12 protein-coding genes and 1 pseudogene are annotated in these 16,943 nt (G+C 61.1%); 7 read left to right on the top strand and 6 right to left on the bottom strand.

Annotated features, from left to right (window positions below):
• The first annotated feature begins 37 nt into the window (after positions 1–37).
• The 3 genes from B0G73_RS03410 (at position 38) to B0G73_RS03400 (ending at position 4,699) form a co-directional block, all read left to right on the top strand.
• A complete protein-coding gene (locus B0G73_RS03410) occupies positions 38–2,041 on the top strand; it encodes a hydantoinase B/oxoprolinase family protein (protein ID WP_106277919.1) in 2,004 nt (667 codons plus the stop codon).
• 496 nt (positions 2,042–2,537) lie between these two features.
• Entirely contained in the window at positions 2,538–3,164 is a 627-nt protein-coding gene (locus tag B0G73_RS03405) for an SDR family oxidoreductase (protein WP_258193164.1), read from the top strand.
• 320 nt (positions 3,165–3,484) lie between these two features.
• On the top strand, positions 3,485–4,699 hold the full coding sequence (locus B0G73_RS03400) for an alkene reductase (RefSeq protein ID WP_106277915.1): 1,215 nt from the start codon (positions 3,485–3,487) through the stop codon (positions 4,697–4,699).
• Between the two features lie 118 nt (positions 4,700–4,817).
• Here B0G73_RS03400 and B0G73_RS41065 read toward each other — a convergent pair.
• Positions 4,818–5,006: pseudogene (locus B0G73_RS41065) on the bottom strand (fumarylacetoacetate hydrolase); the annotation flags it as partial.
• Positions 5,007–5,693: 687 nt separating this feature from the next.
• Here B0G73_RS41065 and B0G73_RS03390 point away from each other — a divergent pair.
• Positions 5,694–7,460, top strand: coding sequence for an MOSC and FAD-binding oxidoreductase domain-containing protein (locus B0G73_RS03390; protein WP_106277913.1), 1,767 nt, complete (start codon positions 5,694–5,696; stop codon positions 7,458–7,460).
• 231 nt (positions 7,461–7,691) lie between these two features.
• Here the strand turns inward: B0G73_RS03390 and B0G73_RS03385 are convergent, their stop codons facing one another.
• From B0G73_RS03385 to B0G73_RS03370, 4 genes are all read right to left on the bottom strand, one after another.
• A complete protein-coding gene (locus tag B0G73_RS03385) occupies positions 7,692–7,877 on the bottom strand; it encodes a hypothetical protein (RefSeq protein WP_106277911.1) in 186 nt (61 codons plus the stop codon).
• Positions 7,878–8,293: 416 nt separating this feature from the next.
• Entirely contained in the window at positions 8,294–8,677 is a 384-nt protein-coding gene (locus B0G73_RS03380) for a hypothetical protein (RefSeq protein WP_106278381.1), read from the bottom strand.
• Positions 8,678–8,820: 143 nt separating this feature from the next.
• A complete protein-coding gene (locus tag B0G73_RS03375; RefSeq protein ID WP_258193163.1) occupies positions 8,821–9,195 on the bottom strand; it encodes a BON domain-containing protein in 375 nt (124 codons plus the stop codon).
• A 126-nt stretch (positions 9,196–9,321) separates the two neighbouring features.
• Entirely contained in the window at positions 9,322–10,263 is a 942-nt protein-coding gene (locus tag B0G73_RS03370; protein WP_258193162.1) for a hemerythrin domain-containing protein, read from the bottom strand.
• Positions 10,264–10,498: 235 nt separating this feature from the next.
• Here B0G73_RS03370 and B0G73_RS03365 point away from each other — a divergent pair, with 235 nt between their 5' ends.
• Together B0G73_RS03365 and B0G73_RS03360 are read left to right on the top strand one after the other, a co-directional pair.
• Complete coding sequence (locus tag B0G73_RS03365) at positions 10,499–13,198, top strand: LuxR C-terminal-related transcriptional regulator (RefSeq protein WP_106277907.1); 2,700 nt, start codon at positions 10,499–10,501, stop codon at positions 13,196–13,198.
• A 202-nt stretch (positions 13,199–13,400) separates the two neighbouring features.
• Positions 13,401–14,525: a porin gene (locus tag B0G73_RS03360; protein ID WP_106277905.1), complete on the top strand. Its 1,125-nt coding sequence runs from the start codon at positions 13,401–13,403 to the stop codon at positions 14,523–14,525.
• Between the two features lie 77 nt (positions 14,526–14,602).
• On the opposite strand, the gene B0G73_RS03355 is transcribed toward B0G73_RS03360, so the two are convergent.
• The gene (locus B0G73_RS03355) at positions 14,603–15,604 is read right to left on the bottom strand and encodes an AraC family transcriptional regulator (protein ID WP_106277903.1); all 1,002 of its coding nucleotides are present in this window, start codon (positions 15,602–15,604) and stop codon (positions 14,603–14,605) included.
• Between the two features lie 206 nt (positions 15,605–15,810).
• Here B0G73_RS03355 and B0G73_RS03350 point away from each other — a divergent pair, with 206 nt between their 5' ends.
• On the top strand, positions 15,811–16,866 hold the full coding sequence (locus tag B0G73_RS03350) for a 3-keto-5-aminohexanoate cleavage protein (RefSeq protein ID WP_106277901.1): 1,056 nt from the start codon (positions 15,811–15,813) through the stop codon (positions 16,864–16,866).
• Positions 16,867–16,943 lie beyond the last annotated feature (77 nt).

Raw genomic sequence — 16,943 nt, 5'->3', positions numbered from 1 at the left:
GCACGCACAACGATAAACCCTCAAGGAGCCATACGTCATGGCGATTGACCGTCGTAACCTGCAAGTTCTTGCCAACTACTGCGCCGCCGCCGCGGACGCAATGGCTTATACCTTGCTCCGAACGGCGTACTCGACGTTCGTTAAGGAAACCGAAGATTTTTCATGCACGATCCTGACCGAGTCGGGCATGGCATTCGCCAATCCGCGCAGTTTCGGCGCACCGTGGTACAGCGGGATCGACTATGCTCCGGTCATCGAGATGTTCGATGACTACGAAGACGGCGACGTCTGTATCACGAACGACTCGTATAGCGGGCATGTCGCCACGCATTCTCCCGACATCCATATCTGGAAACCGGTATTCGACGACGGCGTCCTTGTGTGCTTCGTCGCAGGCCATATTCACAATACGGATGTAGGCGGCGCCGTGCCGGCGTCGCTGTCCCGGTCGCTCACCGATATCGTGCAGGAAGGGATTCGTATACCGCCCGTGAAGATCTACCGGCGGGGCGTTCTGAACGAGGAGATGGCGGCGATGATGCGCCTGAACGTGCGTGCGCCGGATCAGAACTGGGGCGACTTCAACGCGCAGATCGCGTCGGTCAATATCGGCGAGCGCAAGGTCAAGGAAATCATCGCGCGCTTTGGCCGGGAAGATTTCAGGGAGGGTGCACGCGCGATTCTCGACCATGCCGAACAGCAGGCGCGAAATGTCATCCGCACCATCCCCGACGGCGAATATTTCTTTGCCGACTACGCTGACGAAGACGGCGACGGCGGCGTGCCATGCCGTATCGCGCTTACCCTTCGAGTGAAGGGCGACGAGGTCGAGCTGGACTATACCGGCAGCGATCCGCAACTCGCGTCGTCGCTAAACATGCCCACGGGCGGGCGCGAACACCATCCTTTGCCGCTGGTGGGCCTGACCTACGTGCTCTATACGCTGGACCCGCGCATCTGGATGAACGCCGGAACCCTGCGTGCGGCAAGGGCGATTCTTCCGTCAGGCACGGTCGTCAACTGCGAAGCGCCTGCTGCCGTGGGTATGCGCTCGCTGACATGCATGATGACGCAGATTGTCACGTTTGGCGCATTCTCGCTGGCGCTTCCCGACAGGATTCCCGTGACGGCGCCCGGCGGCAACGCGATCATGAATGTGAAGACCGTCGATCACGCCAATCGGCCCGTCATGGCGTCCATTGGGCCGGTGGGCGGCGGCGGCGGAGCGACCCCTGTGTCAGATGGCGTCGAGGGTTGCGGTGGCGCGTCGGCATTTCTCAAGAACACGCCGATCGAAATCAGCGAAGCTGAAGTGCCGATCTTTTTCCTGCGTTACGGTTTGTGGCCAGACACGGCCGGCGCCGGGCAGTATCGAGGCGGCATGTCCACGGTGATGGAGTTCCGCGCGTCGACGCCCAACACGATCGTGACGGCGCGCAACCGTAACCGTTCAGTGTTTTCGTCATGGGGCGTGATGGGGGGCCGTGCGGGCGCGCTGTCCACTTTCCAGAAGAACCCGGATACGTCCGATGCCATGGAACTGGGCAACACGGACGTCGTCCGGTGCGATCCGGGCGACGTTATCCGCGTCATTGGTCCGGGAGCAGGCGGCTACGGCGATCCGATGCTGCGCGATGCGCAACGCGTTCTGTCGGACGTTCGCAGCGGCTTCCTTTCACCTGAACGCGCGCTCGAAGACTATGGCGTGGCGGTGAAGGGGACAGGAGTGCAGATGGGTATCGATCAGGACCTGACCGGGACGCATCGCGAGAAGAGGCGTGGGGTGGCTGCCAGGCACGAGCATTTCGACTATGGCCCGACGCGCTCTGCGTTCGAACAACGCTGGACGCGCGATCGATATGATGAGATGACGACTTTTCTCGCGAGCCTGCCGGTTGCGTGGCGTCACTTCATCAAGCGTCAAATCTTCATGGTGGTCGATGCGCAGACGGGCATGGCAGGCGACTTGCGAACGCAGATGCAGGAAATCTTCAGCGCGATCCGCAGTAAATATCCTGCGCTTACGCCCAGGCCTGAATAGCTTTGAAGGCATTTCGGTCCACGTAGTGGTGCGAGAGATCAGGCGATTACGATGGCCGTCGCGCTGCGTGCACGTACAAGCACGCAGCGTATAGCACGCAATTCGATCATAAGGCGTTGTCAACCTGCCGAAATCGGTCTCCGGCGCGGACATGGTTCCAACACGGAAAAATGTGCAGAGCGGCGTCATTGACTGGTAACAAGTGCTTCCCGAACAGCAGCGATTCAAGTTGTTACAGCGGCAATGCGTGGCGCTCAAGCCTCGAAAAAGATCTTGCGCACAGGCCGGACGAGAGCACTAGACTTCCTTCATGGGAACCGTTCGGTCGCATGGAAGAGTGCATCGCGGTGAATGTAGCGGCGCGCGTGGGTTGGATGGGCTCACAACCGCCGCGAATCTTAAGCGATAGCGCGGCTCCTGGAAGACATGTCAGCTGAATGCCCGACGCTTTCGCTGTGCTGACGCTTTCCCGAGGAGAGACACGATGAGCATTGCATTGATTGGCGCCACCGGCCGCACCGGTCGCCTGGTGGCAGAGAAATTGCACCGTGCGGGCATTCCGTTCCGCGCGTTGCTGCGCGACGAGGCGCAGCGGGCCCATTTCGAAGGCCTCGGCGCGACCGTTGCGATCATCGACCTGACACAGGACTTCGGCGCGGCGCTCGCGGGCGCTCATACAGTTATTTTCACAGCAGGATCCGCTGAAACCGAGGGCGCCGCACAGGAGACTGAGATCGATCGGGACGCGATCATCAAAGCGGTGGATTATGCGAAGCAACATGGCGCGGACCGCTTCATCGTTGTCAGCACCTTGCTGGCATACGCCCCTGAGCGCGCGCCGGATGCGCTTCGGCACTACGCGCAGATGAAGCGCGCATCCGACGATTATCTGATCGGCAGTGGGCTCGATTATCTCGTGCTGCGTCCCGGCACGCTGACCATGGAGCCGGGTACCGGGACGATTGAGGTCGTGATCGACGCGCAGTCGGCTCGTGCCCCCGTGGCGCGCGAGGATGTTGCCGACGTCGTGCTCGAAGCGCTCAGGTTGAACGTGGTTAACACGATCTTCGGGTTTGCCGGTGGCAGTGAACCGATCGACGACGCGTTGGCCGCGCTTCGTTGACGTTGCGCGCCGCGCCGCAGAGGTTTACGTCACTGCAGAACCCGGGTCGTTGGTCGCAGTGGCTCGGCTGTGAACGAGCCCTCTGTGCCCGTGCCGCTGCCAACGTTCGCTGCTGACATTCGGCGGATTGTGCGGTACTGGAAGACATAGGGAACGGCAGGATTACGACACTTCTGAGCAGAAACCGGAAAGAAGCGCGCGTGGGCCATGGCTAGACTGGCCTGAGAGCGGAATCATGTCGATGTGATCCACACAGACGCTTCGAACCGTCAATGGCAGCACTTTTCGGGGCCGAGTCAAGAAACGTAAGGAGCGAATTTATGCCGGATACAGAAATCGCGCCGGCGGAAGCCGGGCAGCGCGACGAGCAAATCCCGCTGGGCAAGCTCTTCGAACCCGTCAAGGTGGGACCGTACAACCTGCGTCATCGGGTCGTGATGGCGCCGCTGACGCGTTCGCGCGCGAGCCGACCGGGCAACATACCGTCTCAGCTCAACGCCTGCTATTACACGCAGCGTGCATCGGCAGCGCTCATCATCAGTGAGGCGACGCAGGTGTCGATGCAAGGGCAGGGCTATGCGTGGACGCCTGGGATTCATAGTCGCGAGCAGGTCGAAGGCTGGCGGCTCGTCGCGAACGCCGTACACGAGGCGGGCGGGTTGATGTTCATGCAACTCTGGCACGTCGGACGCATATCGCACCCCTCGTTGCAGCCCGACGAAATGCTGCCCGTTGCGCCCTCTGTGGTCCAGCCGAAAGCGGAGGCGTTCATCGAGAACGAGCGCGGCGAAGGTGTCGTTGCACCCTGCGTCACGCCCCGCGCGCTGCAGGTCGAAGAGATGCCGTATCTCGTGCGACAGTATTTCAGGGGTGCGCGCAACGCAAAGGCTGCCGGTATGGACGGCGTTGAAGTGCACGGAGCGAACGGGTATCTGCTCGACCAGTTTCTGCTGTCCGGGACAAACCGCCGCGCGGACGAATACGGCGGGTCGAGCGAGCGCCGGGCCAGGCTGTTGTTCGAGGTGATCGAAACGGTTTGCGACGTGTGGGGACCGGAAAAGGTCGGCGTACGGCTTTCTCCTCTCGGCACTTTCAACGACATGCACGACGACGATCCCGAGGCGACCTTCTCTTACGTCCTCGAGAAGCTCAATCGATACGGGCTCGCTTACTTGCACATCGTCAATCCCGCGCTCGCGGCGACCGGTGAGGATGCCGCTTTCACGGAGCGCGCGAAGCGCATGAACGAGATGATACGGCGCACCTATCGCGGTGTGCTGATGGTCGCGGGCGGGTTCGACGGCAGCAGTGCGGAAAGATGGATCGAGGACGGCAAGGCGGACTTGATCGCGTTCGGACGCCTGTTCATCGCCAATCCCGACCTGCCGGACCGCTTGCGGTCGCACGCTTCGCTCAATTCGCCGGATCCGTCCACGTTCTACGGAGGCGGCGAGCGCGGGTACACCGACTATCCGTCGCTCGCGCAGGAGCGCGGAGAGGCCCCTCGGTCCGTGATCGACGGGCGTTGGAGATAGACCGTCACGGTCGTTGAGCAGCGGGCTCGCCAGCGTCGCGGGACAACCTGCGATGCTCCCGAGCCGGCGACCGGCCGTCGACGGTCTCGCGGAATTTTTTATCATGCGCAGCGCCGATTTACGTGTCGCTTACTTGCCCCACGGCGCAGGTAAGCGCCCGCCGCTTTGCAAGGGCCTTGTAAAGAGCGCGCACGCCGAATCGCCAGGGCGCGATCTCGGTTGACGACTGCACGGTGTTGACGAGTGTGCCGAGCGCCGGCGTTGCAATCGTCACTTTGTCCCCGAGATGATGCGTGAAGCCGCTGCCCCGCACGCGCTCAGCAAGTCGATTTCAGCAACCCGGTTTACAACGCGCCAACGGAAGTCGTTGTCGTCCCGGCGAACGACACGACGGCCTATCAAGGTCTGGCAGACCTCAAAAATTTCCCGCTCAGCCGCTTGCCAAATGCGTGCCATCTCCAGTCGAGCATCGTTGCCGTTTGGGCCTATATCATGGGATTTTATGCACACGATTTCACTGGTGTGCGAGAACCAGAAACATAAAATGCTCTGATGAGCTATCGGCACCTGGCCGATGCCATTACGAAAGGAGTGGTTGCCATGAGAGCGATCGTTCTACGTTTGCTCGTCTCTATCGCGTGTGCGGGTCCGGTGCTGGTGTTGGCTCAGCAAAGCGCCCCACTACCCACGGATCATGAAAACGATCCGCAGTCGGCGCAGGGTGATGCCGGCAATGCAGCGAGTTACGGCGGTTCGACTAGTGGAGAACAGCAAGCCGGATCTGGACATCACCCGCCCGGGAGTATATTTCGACATGGTAACGGAACCTCCGGCAAAGGACAGTGCGTCGGCCCCGTGAGCTATTGCGACATATTTTTTGGCAGTTGATACCGCGTCCAGAATGCAGCCGGATGAATCATGAGGAGAAGGCTCGAAAGAGCCATCGAACGTTACCGGTAATGCGACAAGGTAGTCCCAACGATCGGAGCAAGACATGGCTCGGCTGCTGTCAGTGAATGTTGGCCTTCCACGTGATATCGAATGGAAGGGCCGTACGGTTCATACGAGCATATGGAAGGAGCCGCTCACGAGCCGTTGCTGGGCGGCTCGTTTGAATCTGGTCGGAGACGGGCAGGGCGATCTCGCTGGGCACGGAGGTGAGCATCGAGCCGTATTCGTCTACCAGACCGAATCGGCACGTTTCTGGAAGGAGCAGTTGAAGTGGCCTGATGTTGTCTATGGCCAATTCTGTGAGAACTTCACGGTTGAAGGCATGCCCGATAGCGATGTATGCATCGGCGACCGGTATCGAATTGGTAGTGCACTGTTTGAGGTTACGCAACCTCGGGTGACCTGCTACCGCGTGGGTATTCGCGTTAATGAGCCACGTATGGCAGCTTTGCTTACGTCGAGCGGGCGGCCGGGATTCTACTTTCGCGTTTTGAAGGAAGGCGAGGTTGGGGCAGACGACGAAATAGTGAAGGTGGACGAAGCCGGCGAGCGCATGACGGTCACGGAGATCAATGCGCTTCTGTATTCCCCGCATCATCCTCGCGACCGCCTTGAGCGAGCGCTGCGGATCGGCGCGCTTTCATCGGGGTGGAAGCGGTCGTTCGAGGCATTGTTGAGCAACTCCGTTACCGGCAAGACGGGAGGCAACGCCGGGCTCGCGCCGGCCTCGGCCGCTTATCCCACCACACCCGGATTCCGTTCACTCACAGTCGCGTCGGTTGTGGTCGAGTCTGCCGACGTCGTTTCGTATTCCCTGCAGCGAGCGGACCGCCAGCCGTTACCGATGGCAAAGCCAGGCCAATATGTTGTGTTGCGTCTTCCGCAGGACGGTGGGAGACCGCCGCTTTATCGCAGCTATTCGCTCTCCAATGGTCCGTCAACGCTGGAATACCGGATCAGTGTGAAATTCGAAGAGGGAGGAGCAGCCGCCACTTATCTCCGTGATCGCGTGCGCGTCGGGGACGTAATCGATGTCAGCGCTCCTCGTGGAAGTTTCGTGCTATTGCAGAGCCCGAGTCCCGTGGTCTTTCTAAGCGCGGGTATCGGCGCGACCCCCGTTCTCGCCATGCTGAATACGCTGTCGTCGCAACGCTCGACGCGGCAGGTTTGGTGGTTGCACGCGGCTCGTGATGGACAGCATCATCCCTTCGATGCTGAAGCGGGGCGTCTCGCGGACGCGCTTGTGCATTGCCGTCGGTATATCTGCTTCAGCAAGCCCGACGCCACGCGTGACCGGCAAGGAGTCGAGTACACGGAGACGGGTCATTTTTCCGAAGCCAGGTTAGCGGACGCAGGTATTCCGACGCAAGCGGATGTTTATCTTTGCGGACCGTCCCGCTTCATGGTCGATATGAAGGCGGCGCTGACGAACCTCGGGTTTGCAAAGAGGCAAATACACACCGAAATCTTCAATGGCCTGGAGTCGATGACTCCGGGGATCGTCGGCGATGCCATTCGTGCGCCTCATCTGCCTGAAAACCATGGAGCCACCGGTCCGATCGTGTCCTTTGCACGCAGCGGGATCGATGTGCATTGGGACGGTGTGGCCTACCAGAGCATCCTGGAGCTGGCCGAGGCGTGCGATGTTCCCGTTCGTTGGGCGTGCCGGACGGGTGTCTGCCACAACTGCGAAAGCGGATTGGTCTCGGGCTCCATAGCGTACAGTCCTGAGCCGATCGACAAGCCCGCAGATGGCAACTTGCTCATCTGCTGCTCGCAACCCGTTGGTGATACGGTCATCGACCTTTGACGTGACTCTCAGTACCCTTCAATTCAAGCACCCCGCCGCAAGCGTGGTACGTCATCGTTCGTGAACAAGCATACGGTCGTAATGGCCTCGGAGAGAATGCTTACGCCGACAATGCCCGTCGAGTTGGGGCGGAACGGTCGGTATCGCGGTAGCGCAGATAAAGTAACCGAAGCGAATTCAAAGAGGCCCCTCGTTGGCGGGGCCTTGAGCTACGAAATCACCGTGTTTCTGTTAGTACGTCACAGAAGCCCCGCTCCCAGTAAAGCTGTGCTGGGTAGGAGCGTCGTTTGCGTAGTCGGAAACCGCCTGGATGATGTTCACGATCTGCTGCGGCAACCTGCCGCCGCTGACGGCGGTCATTGCAGTACGATCCATCTCAACGGCTGCGGGGAGGTCTTTGATCACCAGCGTGTTCATGTCGATTCTCCAAAAATAAATGGGTCAGTCAGGAATGTCGGAACTTGTGTTGAGGGTGTCGTCACTCCTCGATAAGGATCAAGGCAAAGTCCATGCCAAACGGTGACGCCGCCGCAAGCGATCACTCAACTAGTTGAAAATATTGGATTTTTAAGGGTGGTCAGTGCGGGCTGATAAACAAACGTGCGCGCTGCGGCCGGTGGGTCGAATCCAACTGTCCGGCTCGCGCTGTGGGTTGGATCGCGACACATGCGGTCCGCCTCTACGCACCCTGTGTTTTCACGATCTCATGGTCGCCATGCTGCGGTGGCCTACTATGGCGAATCCGCGCTCGGGTTTTTTCGTGCCGGCCCTTTTGATATCACTTTGCTGAATGGGCGTTGACTCACCATCGTCGACGCCGTTTTATTTCCCGCCTAATTGGTCCGCATGGACGCAGGACAGTCGGCGCCAGCGGCACCGGTATTCTTCAGCGTAAGCACAAGCCTGCTTCCTTTGGCTGCCGTGATGATCTGTCCATAGCTAACGGTCGGGATGAACTGAATGTCCGGCGCAACTGCCACCGTCGGATTCTTTGTTCCGTCCACGGTCAGATCGAGTTCCACTGTGATCGAGTCGATAGCGAAGCCAAAGTCCTGCTTCCGTGCCGCCATATCCTTCCTGGCACTGCAAAGGCCTTCCAGAACCTGCTGCAAAGCGGTCGGAATATCGACTGACTTACCGGGCGGAATCGGCGGCGTGTTACAGCCGACGAGCAGAAATGGCAAGAGAGAGAGGGGAAGATAGAAGTGGGCGCGCATCAAGATCCTCTCGTGGGCCGCATCAATCGCCACTATTCACCTGTCTTGCGCCCGGTACTGTTCGCTGCCGTACGGACGCGGGTCGTCGCGGCGGGACGCCGACGATCACGACGTCGTATTCCATCGACTCGCGCGGCAGGCGCTTACTGACCGAACGTCTTCCCAACCACGATCTGATTCTTGACCGATGTCACACCTGGAACCGCTTTCGCCACGGCGGCCGCTGTGTCGATCTGAGACGTGGCCGGCACGGTTCCGTAAAGTGTTACTGCGCCGCTTTTCGCTTTCACGCTGATGTTTGCGGCGTCGATGCTCTTCTCCCTGGCGATCGCCGTACGAACTTGCTTGGCCAGTTCGCGATTCGCTCGTTTTGCGGCTTTGGCATCGACTCCAGCCGATGCCGCTTTTGCAGATCCGGTTGAAGCAGCGGCTGTCTGGCCGGGCTGAGCCCACGCGGTGATAGACGTCAGCGCGATCATTCCGCTAACGGCCAACTTGAGTGCTGTTGCTTTTCTCATCGATTTATCTCCAGGTTTATTGGTTAAGTGTGACAGTTCGTTTTTCTGCAATATCGGATCGACTGGAGCATGGAATGAGGTTTCCTTATCTTGCGTGCGCGCTGTCAGGCCCGCCGTTCATACAAGTCAAGTTTGCCCCTTGGCGGAGTTCGCAGCCGTTGCGTCGAACGCCCTTGCGATATCGCCCCAGTCCTCGTCTCGCAAATAGCGCCGCGCGATGGGTAGTACCACGCCTTCTTCCCGTCCCAGATACTCCCAGGTGAATTGCGCGTAAGCGCCCAGAGCCTGTTCAAGCCGTCCAGCCAGGACGCGCGGCGCCGAGTCGCGCCCGACGAGTTCGGAGAGTTCGGCCAATTCGTCGAGCAGTTGTTTGTCGCGCTGATGCCGGCATTCGAGTTCATCCAGTTCCGCATCCGCAACGCAAGTGCGCTCGCGCAGCCGCGGGAATAACCTGGCATCTTCCTTAAGACTATGCCGGCGTATCTGAAGATCACGCAGGCGTTTGACCGTTTCACGCATCGATATCGGCTCGGGCTGCTGACCGGCCGCGCGTGCTGTGCGGACCATGTCCAGCAGCGCGTGGACGGTGTCGGCGATGGCGCGGTGTTCGTCGAGGAGCCTGCCGATCGCGCGTGAGGTTGCCGGGCGACTGTCTGCGGCGAATATCAGGACTGCCACGTTGACCGTACCGGAGTCATCGGACGGCGCAGGCGCGACGTCGCCCGCTTCAGTCAGCCGTTGGCCAGGGGCGATGCAAATCAGGTCGCATCCGGACTTGATCGCCGCCGCGACGATGCTGTCGAACGACGTTTCCTCGCTGGCAGCAATGGACGAATACGGCACGCCTTGCGCGCGCGCTGCAGCCTCGGCCCGAGCCAGCAGTTCCAATGTGCGCTCCGTGAGGTTGCCTGCGCGCGAGGCCAGGCGGTGCAGCGTGGCAGCATGTCGGTACAAAATGGGCAGGAAGGTCACGCGCGCACCCATCGACTGCGCAAACGCGACTGCGTGACCGGTTGCTTCAATGCATGAACCCATATCTCCCACAGGGACGAGAAAGTGTCGGTACATGGTATTCCTCATGCTGCATTCAACGTTTGCAGTTCCTGCTGTCCAGTTTCGAATTCGCCGGCTGGTTTTGCATCCGAGGTCTGTTGGAACTTATCTTAGTCCGCGGCCGGTTCGCTCACCCCTCCCACGAAGGGAGGGGGCTTGGAGCGTGCGGGTGGTACGCTTGAGCCTTCCCCTTATTCGCTCCCCGCGGCAGCCGGAGATGGCCGTCAGGAGCCTCGACAGGCTCTGCAAGATGGCATCGACATCGACAAGCGCCGGTAGTGTAGCCACCGAACTGGTCCTGAAGACCATCGCGCCGCGCGCGCCGGCCCATTTGCTGATGCGTGAGCGACTGGCCGCGCACGCGTTGCGCTTCGGCGATCAATCCATCGCTCTTGTGCAAGCGCCGGCTGGGTATGGCAAGACTTCTCTGCTTGCGCAATGGCGCCGGGAAACCCTGGCGCGTGGTGCCGCGGTCGCCTTCCTTTCAGTGGATGAGCGGGATGATCCTCAGCGGCTCCTGCAAGGGCTCGTCCATGCCATGCGGGCAGGCTGCGCCCGCCCCGCGTTCGGACGATTGCTGCTTGACGGCGCCGTGGGGTCGGTCGGCGAACTGGACGCCGTGACCGCCTGGCTCGCCGAAGTCGCCCAATTTTCGGGCGATGTTCTGTTGATCGTCGACGAGGCCGACCGTCTACCCGAAGCCGGCCTCACTGCGTTGATCTATGTCTTGCACAATGCCCCGCCCAATCTTCACGTGGCCGTTGCCGCGCGCCGCAGAATCGATACGGCCGTTGCCGATCTGATCGCTTACGGGCAATGCATCCTGGTCGATCCCGAGATGCTGTGTTTTCGTCTCGAAGAGACGATTGCACTGATCGCCAGCCGGTTCGGCTCGCGTTTCGACGCCGACGCGTGCGCAAGGCTGTTCGAGTTGACGGATGGCTGGCCGCTTGGGTTGCAACTCGCAATGGCGGCCATGGCGCGAGCCCGGGATCCCCGGCAGGTGGTGGAGACCATGGCGGCCAATCAGGGCGGACTGCGTGAACACCTCGTCGGGACGCTGATCGCGGAGCTTTCGTCGGAAGATACCGATTTCCTCACGCGCACCAGCCTGGTGGATTCGCTGCACCCGGAACTTTGTCAGGCGTTGACCGGCGATCCACAGGCACCGGAGCGGCTCGCCCGCCTCGTGCGTGAGACGCCCGTGTTCGTCACCTCCGAGGACGGTGCATGGTGCTGGCTGCACGCACTTGTGCGCGACGTCCTGCAAGGCCGCCTCGCTCATGTGCCCGCCGCCGAACGGGCTGCGTTGCATGGCCGTGCTGCTGCCTGGCTGACGCGGCACGGCATGATCGAACAGGCAGCAAGGCATGCTCACGCCGCGGGCCAGCACCAGACTGCCTACGAACTGGCGGAGCGTTGCCTGCATGACGCAGTCAAGGAGGGACGCCTGACGGCGGTTCTCGAATGGCTTGATCTGCTCCCCGCGGATGAACTCGAGCGGCGTCCGCGCTTGTTGTTGGCAGCGGCCTGGGCGTTGGCGCTGGGTGAGCGGCACAAGGAGGCGGAACTTCAGGTGCAGCGCGTCCTCGCCAGCCCCGGCGCCGACGCTCAACTGCGTTACGAATGCGCGCTCATCCTATGCGCGGCCGCCTATTACGCCGATGAGATCGACCGGTTCGTCGAGCTGTTCGCGCCTTGGGCCGAGTTCACTCCCGCCGCCGATTCCTGGCTCGCCCAGGTTCATGCAAACCGCCTCGCAGTACGTGCGATTCTGCTCGGTCAGCCCGCGCAGGCGCGTCGGTTCCAGCTGGCGGCAAAGCGGGCCGAAGTCGGCAAAGGGATCGGTTACGTGGTGCGCTGGGCCGATTACATCGTGAGCTTCAGCTACGTATGGGAAGGCCAGCTTGTGCTTGCCGAGGAGGTACTCCGTCCGGCACTGGCAAGCGCGGAAGCGGACCTTGGCCGCCGTCATCCGCTCTCGTGCATGTTTGCCGCGACCTGCGCTGCGCTGAGCTATGAAGCCGATCGGGTCGACGAGGCCGCCGCGCTGCTGGCCAATCGGCTTGACATCCTGGAGCGAGGCGGCACGCCAGACACCGTGTCGCTCGCGTACCGCACGGCGGCGCGTATCGCAGCGGTCAAAGGCAACGAACACCGGGCGTTCGATCTCCTCGAGGCAATGTACGCGATGGGCGTGAGCCGGCGCCTGCCGCGTCTGTGTATTGCCAGCATGGCGGAACAGGTGCGCATTCACGCCGGCCGCTATCGCGCGCAAATGTGCGACGCGCTGGTGCACCGTATCGACGCTATGGTGACCGAGGAGGAACCGAAAAGGGGGCCGCTGTGGAGGCAGTCGGTCGGGCTGCTAGTCGGGTTGGCGCATGCCGGTGCAGCCATCGCGGCGCGTCGCTGGCAGCAGGCGCTCGACGACCTCGCGCAGGCCGGCGAGGCCGCTTTAGCGATGAAGCTTGGTCGATATCAGATTGAAGTCATGGCCATGCGCGCCTTCGCGCTGGAGCAGTCCGGCGCGAACGGGCTCGCATTGCTTCGCGAGGCGATGAATCTCGCGCAGACTTTCCGGTTGACCCGCACGCTGGCCGACGCGCATCCTGCCCTCGCCGACTGGGCGCGGCGCGTCAGCGAAGAGCAGCCCGAATCCGGCGAAGTCGCTCACGCGATTGCGGCAGCGCGCGTAGCCGTGCCGCCACTGGGTCGCCAGGCCACCGTGCCGCGAGCTGTGCCGAGCGTTGTGCTGACGCCCAAAGAGCGCGAGATCCTCGAGCTGCTGGCGCGAAATATGTCGAACAAGGAGATTGCGGCTGCGGCCGCGGTGGGAGAGGGCACGGTGAAATGGCACCTCAAGAATCTCTTTGGAAAGCTCGACGCCAGCTCGCGAAAGCATGCGGTTCGAAGAGCGTTGGTGCTGGGTTTGCTCGAAGGCGCATAAGTTCGCGCTGCGCGGCGCGCTGTTCACCGAGATGTTCTGCCCCTCCCGCTTTGGGAGGGGCCTGTACGAACTCCTTTACGTATTCTTCCCTGAACGACGCGCCACAATGCGGCGAATTCCGTCACACCTACGCGACTTGAGTTCATTGCGGGGAAGGGCTGGCCGGCCGCAGTCGAAACAAAACTATCAGGAAGGAGACAAAATGAAGATGAAACTGATCGGCGCGGCAGCGCTCGCCACATTCGCCTGCGCCGCTCAAGCGCAATCTTCGGTGACGCTTTACGGCATCCTCGATTCGGGCTTCCTGTATCAGAGTACTGCCGCAGCGTCGTTTAATCCGAAGGCGCCGAATACGGGATCGGTGTACCGGCTCAAGGACGGCGGCATTTATTCGAGCCTGTGGGGAATCAAGGGTAGCGAAGATATCGGCGGCGGCTATCACATCAATTTCAGGCTCCAGGGTTCGTTCGACAGCAGCACCGGCAAATTCGGCCTTAGCGATACACCAGGTGTCGCGGCTGCGTTCAACCAGTTTGCGACCGTCGGCGTATCGGGACCGTTCGGCACGTTCAACGCGGGCCGGCAGATCATCCCGATGATCTATGCCATGGCCGAGACGGATGTACGGTCCTCCCAATACTTCGGCAGTATCCTGACCGCGTGGCTGGGTATGAACCAGTCAGCCGGTTGGCCGGGCACCAGCACCAATGCGCCAATCGGCGCACTGTATGACAGCAACGCACTGGTTTACCAGTCGCCCTCTTTCGGCGGCGCTTCGATCGGATTGGAGTACGCACCCGGCGGCGTGGCAGGGCAGTTTCAGGGGGGAACGCGCGAGTCCGCCGTGCTCAAATACGCGAACTACGGTCTGAGCCTGTCCGCTGTGTACTACAACGGACACGATACGAATCCGGCTCCCGGTGCGCCGTTGACCGGCCTCGACAACAACCAGTTCGTGTATCTCGGCGCACTTTATACGCTCCACGGATTCTCGGTATCGGCGTCGTACAGCAACGGCAGGAATCCTGCGCATTCCAATCAGGTCAATATCGATCTCTTTTCCGCGGGCTTGGGTTATCGCTTCAACCCGACGCTTCAGGTGACTTCGGGTCTCTACTACCTGAAAGACAAGAATAATTCGGCAAATCGCTCGACGGAAATTGCGCTCGGAGCCGAATACAAGCTCTCCGTCAGAACCATGGTTTACGGTCAGGTCGGTCACGTCGTGAACAAAGGGACCATGAACCAGACGATCGTCTACGGTCAGCCGGTGGCTCCAGGCCTGACAACAACGGCGGCCATGATCGGCTTGCGCCATAGCTTCTGAACGAACGGCGCATGTGGCGTTGTGCCATGTCGCATGGGCCATCGCGGCATCCGGTTGCACCACGACACGGTACGTTTTCACTTGCGGTGGCGACTGCGCCAGTCACGGGGCGTCAGACCAAAACGCTTCTGGAACCAGACCGTAAACGCCCCCTGGTTTGTGTAGCCCAACAGGGCTGCGACCCGGCCGATCGGATAACGCGGGTTGAGCAGGTAGCGCACGGCAAGATCGCGCCGAACTTCTTCAACGATGCCCGAGAAACGGGAGCCGGCTGAATCAAGCTGGCGCTGCAGGGTGCGCACGGTCAGATTCAGTTGTCGCGCCACCAGTTCGATTGAAGCCTGACTGAGGGGCAATAGCAGGTAAATCGTCTTGCGCACGTCCAGCGCAATAGAATCTGCCGCCGTATCGTTGAGCGGATTGGCGAGGCTTTCCGCATAACGGACCAGCACGGGGTCTGCATTCGGATTCGGATAATCGAGGTCCGCTGCCGCACAAACGAATCCGTTGAAGTCGCTTTCAAATGTGATCGGACAGCCGAAGAACCGGCGATGGAAGGTCAGGTCAGGCGGCGCCGCATGGGTGAAATGCACACTGTGCGGTTTCCAGTGGGCACCGAGGAGCGCGCTGGAATGGCGGGCCAGCACGCCGACGGCCAGTTCGATCGCCTGGACTGTCCGGGTGCCCGGTTCGGCCACAATCTCTTCGCGGATCGTCACCGTGTCGCCGGTCGTTTCGACGTACACACCCAGCGCCTCATTGAGCAGATAGCGGTACTGCGCCGCCGCCAGTAGCACCTCGCGAAGCGTGCGCTTGTGGGCGAGCAGAACGTTGACGACGCCACTGCCGAACTGCTGGCGGGTTTGCGCGATCCGCAGCCCCAGTGTCAAACACGACGCTTTCTCCGCAGTCGCTTCGAGCAACCGGCAGGCACCGTCAGCCGGAATCCGTTCCTCAGGGTTCGCCAGCGCCACGGCGTCGAGACCGACCGCCTGCACAAGTTCGTAGGGGTTGAGGCCCAAGCCTCTCACCACGTCGAAATACCCGTGCAGTGTCGACGACCTCACCATGCTTTGCATTCGATCTCCTTCCATTCCTCACGCGCGAAGTCCATCGGCGCGGGATTGGTGTTAACGCGCGGTGTCGTCAAATCATAAAACAATGTCGTCGGAAACGAAATCCGTATCGCCGGATTGCCGTATCTTCGCCTTACTGATTTATTTCCTGACGCGTCGACCTGCACCCGGCGCCGAAGAAAAACATCCAACTATTTCTGGAGGAAACGATGCAATTTCTCGACGACTCGCTGCACCCGGAGAATCAGCACAAGGTAGTCATTACGACGGCTCCGTACGGACCGGAATGGGCGCCTGAGGATTTTCCCGAAGACATTCCGGTGACGATGGAAGAGCAGATCCAGAAGGCCGTCGACTGCTACAACGCGGGCGCGACCGTGCTGCACCTGCACGTACGCGAACTGGATGGCAAGGGCTCCAAGCGCCTGTCGAAGTTCAACGAACTGATCGCGGGCGTGCGCGCTGCCGTTCCGGACATGATCATCCAGGTGGGCGGCTCGATCTCGTTTGCACCGGAAGACGACGGCCAGGCCGCGAAGTGGCTGTCCGACGACACGCGTCATATGCTGGCCGATCTCGACCCGAAGCCCGATCAGGTGACGGTCGCGATCAACACCACGCAGATGAACATCATGGAATTGCTCTATCCGGAGTACCTGGAAGGTACGTCGCTGGCCAATCCTGCGCTCATGGCCGCCTATAGCGAAATGACGGTGCCCGCGGGACCGGCCTGGGTTGAGGAACATCTGCGCCGCCTGCAGGCATCGGGCATCCAGCCGCACTTCCAGCTCACCGGCATTCATGCGCTCGAAACGCTCGATCGCCTGGTACGCAAGGGCGCCTACAAGGGGCCGCTGAACCTGACGTGGATCGGCATCGGCGGCGGCTTTGACGGTCCGAACCCGTTCAACTTCTTCAACTTCATCCACCGTGCGCCGGACGGCGGCACGGTCACGGCCGAGTCGCTGTTGAAGAACGTGTTGCCGTTCAACATGATGGCGATGGCCATGGGCCTGCACCCGCGCTGCGGAATCGAGGACACGATCATCGACCAGCACGGCAATCGGATGAGCTCGGTGCAGCAGATCGAGCAGTGCGTGCGTGTGGCACGCGAACTGGGCCGTGAAATCGCGAGCGGCAAGGAAGCGCGCGAGATCTACAAGATCGGCGTGCAATACAAAACGGTGGACGAGACCCTCGCGGCCAACGGCATGGCGCCGAGTCGCAAGGCAGGGGTGAAAAACCTGCCCCTGCGCGTCGCGTAACAGGGTGGGACTCGCCAACGGCACGATATTGCGCGTCGACGGTGATTGAAGAAGGAGGCTCCCCGGCACGCATCGGG

The organism is Paraburkholderia sp. BL25I1N1, assembly GCF_003002025.1.
GTDB lineage: Bacteria > Pseudomonadota > Gammaproteobacteria > Burkholderiales > Burkholderiaceae > Paraburkholderia.
Note: the sequence above shows the minus strand (reverse complement) of the source record. Positions and strands in the feature narration are given on the sequence as shown.

Excerpts from the sequence above, each read along its gene's own strand:
- B0G73_RS03410 (WP_106277919.1), top strand. The coding sequence starts at position 38 with ATGGCGATTGACCGTCGTAACCTGCAAGTTCTTGCCAACTACTGCGCC.
- B0G73_RS03365 (WP_106277907.1), top strand. The coding sequence starts at position 10,499 with ATGGCATCGACATCGACAAGCGCCGGTAGTGTAGCCACCGAACTGGTC.
- B0G73_RS03400 (WP_106277915.1), top strand. The coding sequence starts at position 3,485 with ATGCCGGATACAGAAATCGCGCCGGCGGAAGCCGGGCAGCGCGACGAG.
- B0G73_RS03370 (WP_258193162.1), bottom strand. The coding sequence starts at position 10,263 with ATGTACCGACACTTTCTCGTCCCTGTGGGAGATATGGGTTCATGCATT.
- B0G73_RS03385 (WP_106277911.1), bottom strand. The coding sequence starts at position 7,877 with ATGAACACGCTGGTGATCAAAGACCTCCCCGCAGCCGTTGAGATGGAT.
- B0G73_RS03355 (WP_106277903.1), bottom strand. The coding sequence starts at position 15,604 with ATGCAAAGCATGGTGAGGTCGTCGACACTGCACGGGTATTTCGACGTG.
- B0G73_RS03380 (WP_106278381.1), bottom strand. The coding sequence starts at position 8,677 with ATGCGCGCCCACTTCTATCTTCCCCTCTCTCTCTTGCCATTTCTGCTC.
- B0G73_RS03360 (WP_106277905.1), top strand. The coding sequence starts at position 13,401 with ATGAAGATGAAACTGATCGGCGCGGCAGCGCTCGCCACATTCGCCTGC.
- B0G73_RS03390 (WP_106277913.1), top strand. The coding sequence starts at position 5,694 with ATGGCTCGGCTGCTGTCAGTGAATGTTGGCCTTCCACGTGATATCGAA.
- B0G73_RS03375 (WP_258193163.1), bottom strand. The coding sequence starts at position 9,195 with ATGAGAAAAGCAACAGCACTCAAGTTGGCCGTTAGCGGAATGATCGCG.
- B0G73_RS03350 (WP_106277901.1), top strand. The coding sequence starts at position 15,811 with ATGCAATTTCTCGACGACTCGCTGCACCCGGAGAATCAGCACAAGGTA.